Annotated in this window: 7 protein-coding genes and 2 pseudogenes; 3 read left to right on the top strand and 6 right to left on the bottom strand. The window is 46.9% G+C overall.

Features of this window, described 5'->3' with window-relative positions:
• Positions 1 to 77 precede the first annotated feature (77 nt).
• Positions 78 to 261 (top strand): annotated as a pseudogene (locus tag A7090_RS24805) (IS630 family transposase); the annotation flags it as partial.
• Between the two features lie 29 nt (positions 262 to 290).
• Here the strand turns inward: A7090_RS24805 and A7090_RS26270 are convergent.
• From A7090_RS26270 to A7090_RS24780, 5 genes and pseudogenes are all read right to left on the bottom strand, one after another.
• The gene (locus A7090_RS26270) at positions 291 to 1,232 is read right to left on the bottom strand and encodes a hypothetical protein (protein WP_198599619.1); all 942 of its coding nucleotides are present in this window, start codon (positions 1,230 to 1,232) and stop codon (positions 291 to 293) included.
• A gap of 141 nt (positions 1,233 to 1,373) precedes the next feature.
• Positions 1,374 to 1,610, bottom strand: a pseudogene (locus A7090_RS26905) (IS630 family transposase); the annotation flags it as partial.
• Positions 1,611 to 2,023: 413 nt separating this feature from the next.
• Positions 2,024 to 2,353, bottom strand: a complete 330-nt coding sequence (locus A7090_RS24790; protein WP_198599618.1) for a YdbL family protein — start codon at positions 2,351 to 2,353, stop codon at positions 2,024 to 2,026.
• A gap of 4 nt (positions 2,354 to 2,357) precedes the next feature.
• Positions 2,358 to 2,543: a YnbE family lipoprotein gene (locus tag A7090_RS24785; RefSeq protein WP_105275848.1), complete on the bottom strand. Its 186-nt coding sequence runs from the start codon at positions 2,541 to 2,543 to the stop codon at positions 2,358 to 2,360.
• Positions 2,540 to 5,179: a YdbH family protein gene (locus tag A7090_RS24780; RefSeq protein ID WP_105275847.1), complete on the bottom strand. Its 2,640-nt coding sequence runs from the start codon at positions 5,177 to 5,179 to the stop codon at positions 2,540 to 2,542. Before A7090_RS24780 ends, A7090_RS24785 begins: the two co-directional genes overlap by 4 nt.
• Positions 5,180 to 5,386: 207 nt before the next feature.
• Between A7090_RS24780 and ldhA the strand changes: the two genes are divergently transcribed.
• Both ldhA and hslJ read left to right on the top strand, forming a co-directional pair.
• Complete coding sequence (gene ldhA, locus A7090_RS24775; protein WP_105275846.1) at positions 5,387 to 6,376, top strand: D-lactate dehydrogenase; 990 nt, start codon at positions 5,387 to 5,389, stop codon at positions 6,374 to 6,376.
• A gap of 110 nt (positions 6,377 to 6,486) precedes the next feature.
• Positions 6,487 to 6,909 carry a heat shock protein HslJ gene (gene hslJ / locus A7090_RS24770; RefSeq protein WP_105275845.1) on the top strand — a complete coding sequence of 141 codons (423 nt, stop codon included), beginning with the start codon at positions 6,487 to 6,489 and terminating at the stop codon, positions 6,907 to 6,909.
• Here hslJ and A7090_RS24765 read toward each other — a convergent pair.
• Positions 6,906 to 7,172, bottom strand: a complete 267-nt coding sequence (locus A7090_RS24765; protein ID WP_105275844.1) for a putative hemolysin — start codon at positions 7,170 to 7,172, stop codon at positions 6,906 to 6,908. The two genes, hslJ and A7090_RS24765, sit on opposite strands and share 4 nt — an antisense overlap.
• Positions 7,173 to 7,390 lie beyond the last annotated feature (218 nt).

Here is a 7,390-nt window from a genome sequence, read left to right as displayed (position 1 = left end):
CGCGTAGCACTGCCGACTGAATAACACATCCCCGTCAATACGGTTCTTGCTGCACGCTTACGATCATGCTGCTCACCATGAAAATATTCATTACTGACCAACAAAAAGCTGAACTTGAACGCTTTCATGATTCCAGTCGTGACGGGCGAGTCAAAAGCTATTCTTCTGGCCTCCGAAGGCTGGAGTTCGGTTATGGTTGCTCAGGCTTTACACCTGCATCAGACGACCGTTGATCACCATATCAGCGAGTTTCTGAATAAGGAACCAAAAGGCTATCACCTGTTTAAAACTCAACGAACCAGAACCACCTTATTATCAATAACAGCAAAAAATGGATTCCACGAAAACATACGCTTTCCATCAGCATTGAAGAATTCGAGTGGGGAATTCCTGTTAATACTATTAATACCCAGACAAAAAATCCTGTTATTTTGATATGTCAATAACGTATATTTGTCCCAGTTTGGATTTGGATTTATCTTCCCCTTCTCAACAGCATTAACTATGCCTATAGAATCAAAAAAAAGATCAGTATCATCCGTTAGATTTGCTAGAGCATATTCATTCAGAGCTATTGCATACTTTTTCTTTATTGTAGTAAGATCACCAACTTTAAGATCATTTATTAAGTCTTTATAAGCATCAATTAATCTATTCCTTAACGTTAAATCATTAATCTGAGGTGATGCTTTAGTCCATTGCCAAATGGGAATACCTGAAGCGGTTATGTTTCTTGTGGCAGTTAACCAGTCTTCTGGTTTAGTGTCACCAGAAAATATTATCTTATTAGATATTCCTTTGATGATGGGGTTATGTGTAGTATCGCTGAGATCATTAATTTCGTAGCCTTGTGGATCATTGAATGGCCGACCGTTTTCACCATTAAAAATAACTTTAAAATTTGTTACCACCACATCAGGCTCTTTTGGCTCCGATCTTACGATCTTGACTTCACATGTGTAGATATCAGTTTTTATTTTTGACTCCGAGGGGAAAAAAATCAAACCTACAGTGTTATTAACGCCATTCTCCAAGGATTTTGTTATATCCATCCCTGTACTAATAGTCCTTGAGCCACGTAAAGTGCTAAGGTAATCCAATCCATTGATTGATAAAATACAGCTACTGCTTAATGTCTTAAAATAAGCGGAATACCTTACACTATTCATAGTATCCCCACCAAAAGAGTTTAGTGAAATAAATAAAACACTAGCTACTAATAATTTTTTCATAAAAACCTCAAGACGCAGGTTTGAGTACCTGAAAGTGATCGTTTATTCGAGATGCCAGAGAATCCGCTATACCCGGCAGCGTATGACTGAAAAATTCAAATATTGCGTCCCTGAACTCTCGCGTACTGCTGAAGTAGCGATTATTCCCGGCACGCTGAAAATGATGTTCCATGTCCGGGTGACAAACGCAATAACATCGCGGGTATGGTGATCAACAGTCGTCTGATGCAGGCGAAAAGCCTGAGCAACCATAGCCGAACTCCAGCCTTCGGAGGCCAGAAGAATAGCTTTTATACGATCTCTGACTCGCCCGTCACGGCTGGAATCATGAAAGCGTTCAAGTTCCGCTTTTTGTTGGTCAGTAATGAATATTTTCATGTTGGACAGCATGAGCTCCTGTTGCTGAAAAATCAAGCACTTTCAATGATTACGGGTATATATCAGATTCTCCTGCTACAGCTGTACCATTGGCCCTGCTTCCGTGTATATATTCCCATCGGGGATTCCCTTCCTCCTGGTAACTTGTCAGCTTAGTCAGCATACGGGAAAACGGGTTAAGAGCAGCTTCGGTTTTAAGGCCCTTAGCCCGTTCAGCCACCAGCGCTTTGAGTCTCTTTTCGTCCATAATTTGCCTGTCTCCGTTGTTGAAATGAACATACAAAAACAGGCAGACACACAATTTAAATTACAGTCTCGGAATGTGCTCTGATCCTTCAACTCAGTAATAGTTCGAATTATTCAACAAAGCCCGTCTTCTCCTGTAGCGTTATCTCGATATTGCGGTTTTGCTATTAAAATTTTCGCACCCATTTACCGTTTATTCCTTGTACATATTCCCCCGGTTTAGCCCGAGCTACGAGCTTTTGCCCGGCAAGTTTCGCGATATCATCTACCGACACATTATTTTGCCTTGCCAGTTGTTGGTAGCTCGCTTTACGTTCGGCATTAATGTCGGTTACTAATTTCTCTGTTTCAGCATCCGTTTTCAGCGCAACCAGATAACCGTAGAATGTTTCACCTACCCGCCCCTGGGTTCTGGCTTCATCCAGAGTCAATGCCATTACATTGCTGCTTACCAGTCCAACAAGAAACGCACAAAGGAATAATGTTTTCTTCATCATCGCCTCAGAAAAGATCGCTACGGTTTTTGAGCAAATCTTCGACATCTTTGTCTGCCTTGATGATGATCTCATGCTCAATTTTAACGTTCATATTGATAGTGATCGGCTCCTCAGGTGCAGCGACTTCAATGCGAGGCGTACAGCCAACCAGCATAAAAGATGACGTCAACGCAGCCAGTAAAATTTTCATTGTTTTTCCTCACACTCTTTTCCTTGCGGACTGTCATTTTCCGGCAGATGCGCGTTCTGCTCCAACCATGCCTGGAGATTATCGCCAAAGCGTAAACTGCGCCACAGCGTAAAAATATTCTCTTCATGATGGTAATTAAGGTTTACCGTACCGCTTTTACCATCAACGCGACTGGTACCTGTAATATTGGCCTGCATGGTTAATAAACCGAGATTATTTAAATTAATTTTTGTCGATGAACGGCTTATTTCCATATAGCGCAACCAGTTAATCGCTGACCCCGCAGTCACATTGTCTTTCACAACCGCATCGGCGGTATCTTTATCCAGCCGCAAGGTCATCGGCCCGTTATTTGCCAGCCAACCGTCTTTCACTATCCATTTTTCGTTGTTTAGCCATAACGGCAATGCTCCACTGAATGCCCCGGACATAGCAAATTGTTTCGGATTGACGGCGCTAACCAGTTCGCTGGATGAGAGATTATTCAGCCGCAACAGCGCCGGGTCATGTTGCGGCATGCGTAATTGTTTCATCCGCACGTTACCACCTAACACATCAACGCTTACATCGGTCAGCAGCAATGGTTCTTCTTCTGTCCACGGATAACGCCCTTGCAAATCCGCTGTAATATTTTTCGCTGTTACCAGATTGCTCACTTCGGCAATTCGCAACGTAACGGGGCCGCGAGTCCCCAGATGCCAGGCTCCGTCGGCAAAACGGAAAGGCAGGACAAAATCGACACCGTTAACTTGATTATCAGGCATCCATGCACTACCGCCTTCCAACACGCCGTGTCCCCCCGCGCGGAATCCTTGTTCAGGCGCAGCAGAAAATGCAACCTGAGCATGCAGCTCGCCATCGCGTAAGTTCATCTTCCAGTCTGGTGGCACCAACGGTTGAAACACAGTCAACGATTGTTCAGGCCACCAGGCGTTACCGCGCAAACGAATACCATCCCAGCGACCATTTACCCGCACCGGCCCAATCTCGCCAGCATGTAAATCGCCTTTAAAGAGGAAATAAGTCGGATCGCGCCCATCGACACTAAATTTTAAGGTTGATGGCGGTAACACACTGCCGCCAGTGAACAGCGTTTGCCCGGCGTCCAGTGATAGCGCGCCGCTAAACGAAGGATTCTGCACATCACGTACCCAGACGACGGGCTTGTCGAGAATCAATCGCGGCTTTTCTACCGTCATCGTACCGTATTGTAACTGGTCGAAACCGGTTGAGAGATCGGTCAGCGTAATCGTGCTGTCATGCCACTCACCTTTTCCTGCGACATCCCAGCTGGCGTGCATTGGGGTGAAACTGCCCTTGCCCCAGTAGCGCCACTGCCAGCGGCCAGCGTCGGGCAGAAAATCATTTGCCAGACCATCCATATGTATCACGAAATCGCCCAGTTCATTTTCATGTGCCTGCAAAATGGCCTGCAAACGCCCGTCAACGCCACGCTGGCTGACTTTAACACCCGCTAAAGGCCAGCGGATTTCATCGATGTCCAGCGAATCGATGACTCTCCCCTTTGAACGTAATAACGCGCCTGGCTCAAAGACCAGCGTTGGGTCAGTCAGACTTCCATTGAGTTGTGCAGGTAAGCGGGCATATAAAATGAGATCTGCCTGTTTCGCTTCACCGGTCAGTTGCAGCGGCATCTGACTGTTATCCATGCTTAATTTTCCTGGGCCAAAATTCAGTACCGCATTGCCCTTACCCGCTTGCCCCTGAGTCAGCACACTCAGTCGTCCACTGACCAGGGCGTTCTCAAGCCCTGCCTGCCAGTTGTCGACTTTGACACCCAGTCGTCCACTCAAAGGAAAACCTGCATACGGCCAGCTCCAGCGTCCATCGCTTATGGTCAATTGTTGACGCGTAATTTGCCACGGCAAATCAAGCAACGGATCGCCGTTATCTCTTGCCAGAACAATCAGTTGCCCGTTATTTTCCTGCCACTCCAGCTCGGCATCCACCAGTGACGGTTCCTGCGGTAAGTTCAACGTCGCGCGAGCATGACCACTTACAGGAAGTCCATCAGGCACTAGCGGCATAGTAAATTCCCCCACCAGTTTTACCGGTGGCTGATGTTCAAACGCGGCGACATCCAGTTCGCTGACTGTAAGTTGTTGCCCTTTAAGCTGGCCTTGAAATTTAACTTTTTCGCCCTGATAACGCAGTTGCTGGATATCAGGGGTTAACGCGAGAGAGAGTTTTCCCTGCCATTCCTGCCAGGGAGATAAAATAAGTTTATCGATATTGATCCAGGTGTTAGGCAACATGGCCTGCCACTGCATGAGGGTTTTCGGGACGGCTGGCGATTGCTCTGTCTGCGGCAATTTCGCCAGACAAGCTGAATCAAGTTCTACCGTGCCAACGTTCAATAACCAGCGGCTGGGATGTGAAAGGCTGGCGTTGGTGATATGCGCAAGCGGACAATCTCCCACCAGATAACGGAGATCGGGAATGATTAAACCTTTACGCGTAATGCGTGGGCTTTCATCTAATGCAATACGTGTCCCGGACGGTAGCCAGATGCCCGCAAGCGTAGGAACCCACAACCCGAGCGTCATTAGCAGCGTCAACGGCACAAGAATAATCAGTAATAGCAGCGCGAGAACGGCTTTATATTTACCCAACATGGGTAGTTAATATCCTGATTTAGCGAAAAATTAAGCATTCAATACAGGTATTGTGGCATGTTTAACCGTTCAGTTGAAGGTTACGCCTACACTAAGCATAGTTGTTGATGAATTTTTCAATCTAGCCATAGCTTTCAATTATATTTTGATTTTTGTAAAATATTTTTAGTGGATTAAATGTGATTCAACATCACTGGAGAAAGTCTTATGAAACTCGCCGTATATAGCACAAAACAGTACGACAAGAAGTACCTGCAACAGGTGAACGAGTCCTTCGGCTTTGAGCTGGAATTTTTTGACTTTCTGCTGACGGAAAAAACCGCCAAAACCGCCAATGGCTGCGAAGCGGTCTGTATTTTCGTAAACGATGATGGCAGCCGTCCGGTGCTGGAAGAACTGAAAAAGCACGGCGTTAAATATATCGCCCTGCGCTGTGCGGGTTTCAATAACGTCGACCTTGACGCGGCAAAAGAACTGGGGCTGAAAGTCGTCCGTGTTCCAGCCTATGATCCAGAAGCCGTTGCTGAACACGCCATCGGTATGATGATGACGCTGAACCGCCGTATTCACCGCGCGTATCAGCGTACCCGTGACGCCAACTTCTCTCTGGAAGGTCTGACCGGCTTTACCATGTATGGCAAAACGGCAGGCGTTATCGGTACTGGTAAAATCGGTGTGGCGATGCTGCGTATTCTGAAAGGTTTTGGTATGCGTCTGCTGGCATTCGACCCGTATCCAAGTGCGGCGGCTCTGGAACTCGGTGTGGAGTATGTCGATCTGCCAACCCTGTTCTCTGAATCCGACGTTATCTCTCTGCACTGCCCGCTGACACCGGAAAACTACCATCTGTTGAACGAAGCCGCCTTCGAGCAGATGAAAAATGGCGTGATGATCGTCAATACCAGTCGCGGTGCATTGATTGATTCTCAGGCGGCAATTGAAGCGCTGAAAAACCAGAAAATTGGCTCGTTGGGTATGGACGTGTATGAGAACGAACGCGATCTGTTCTTTGAAGATAAATCCAACGACGTGATCCAGGATGACGTATTCCGTCGCCTGTCTGCCTGCCATAACGTACTGTTTACGGGGCACCAGGCATTCCTGACAGCAGAAGCTCTGACGAGTATTTCCCAGACTACGCTGCAAAACTTAAGCTATCTGGAAAAAGGCGAATCCTGCCCGAACGAACTGGTTTAATCCTGCCGCTCCCCTGTACGCCAGGGGAGCTTATTCAGATAATCCCCAAAGACCTTTCATCCTCTATTCTTAAAATAGTCCTGTGTCTGAAACTGTAATTGAGAACCACAATGAAGAAAGTAGCCGCGCTCGTTGCACTAAGCCTGCTGATGGCGGGATGTGTTAGTAATAACAAAATTGCTGTAACACCAGAACAGCTACAGCATCATCGCTTTGTGCTGGAAAGCGTAAACGGTAAGCCAGTAACCAGCGATAAAAACCCGCCAGAAATCAGCTTTGGTGAAAAAATGATGATTTCCGGCAGTATGTGTAACCGCTTTAGCGGTGAAGGCAAACTGTCCAATGGTGAACTGACCGCCAAAGAACTGGCAATGACCCGTATGATGTGCGCTAACCCGCAGCTTAATGAACTCGATAACACCATTAGCGAAATGCTGAAAGAAGGTGCGCAAGTGGATCTAACCGCGAACCAGTTAACGCTGGCAACCGCGAAACAGACATTAACCTATAAGCTGGCAGATTTAATGAATTAATAGCTACCACAGCTCCCGGCGGCAAGTGACTGTTCGCTACAGCGTTTGCCGTTGGGTAATGCACACATGCCAATCGCCGTACCATCCAGTTGACGGGCAACAGAAAGCGAACCGCCAATCATTGCACAATTTGCTTCGCCACTACTGGACATCGACGCTTTTAAACCTGGCGCTACGTGCGCCGCAGTCGCCTGCTGAACAGGCTCACTACTACACGCCGACAATAATAAAACGGCCCCCCCTACCCAAAACGCTGCTCGCATCTTTTCTTCCTCTGATCTTCAAGCCAAACGGCACCGCCATAAATAATAGGCAGCACAGAGGACGACGTCGAGAGCTGTCCTGCGCGTTGCCACGCATTTTTACTTTTTTATGGCTATTTTTTGCCCTCTATTTGAGAGAAACATTCATTATGTCTGATGGTAAGCGGCTCGTCAGAACCGTATTGATATTTACTGAGAGCTCAGATCAACTTTCCAGG

The organism is Escherichia sp. MOD1-EC7003 (assembly GCF_002965065.1).
Lineage (GTDB): Bacteria > Pseudomonadota > Gammaproteobacteria > Enterobacterales > Enterobacteriaceae > Escherichia.
The sequence above is the reverse complement of the archived record's forward strand: the minus strand, read 5'-3'. Positions and strand labels throughout refer to the sequence as shown.

Bases quoted from the DNA above. Each gene is read 5' to 3' on its own strand.
- A7090_RS26270 (WP_198599619.1), bottom strand. From the start codon at position 1,232: ATGAAAAAATTATTAGTAGCTAGTGTTTTATTTATTTCACTAAACTCT.
- A7090_RS24780 (WP_105275847.1), bottom strand. From the start codon at position 5,179: ATGTTGGGTAAATATAAAGCCGTTCTCGCGCTGCTATTACTGATTATT.
- A7090_RS24785 (WP_105275848.1), bottom strand. From the start codon at position 2,543: ATGAAAATTTTACTGGCTGCGTTGACGTCATCTTTTATGCTGGTTGGC.
- ldhA (WP_105275846.1), top strand. From the start codon at position 5,387: ATGAAACTCGCCGTATATAGCACAAAACAGTACGACAAGAAGTACCTG.
- A7090_RS24765 (WP_105275844.1), bottom strand. From the start codon at position 7,172: ATGCGAGCAGCGTTTTGGGTAGGGGGGGCCGTTTTATTATTGTCGGCG.
- A7090_RS24790 (WP_198599618.1), bottom strand. From the start codon at position 2,353: ATGATGAAGAAAACATTATTCCTTTGTGCGTTTCTTGTTGGACTGGTA.
- hslJ (WP_105275845.1), top strand. From the start codon at position 6,487: ATGAAGAAAGTAGCCGCGCTCGTTGCACTAAGCCTGCTGATGGCGGGA.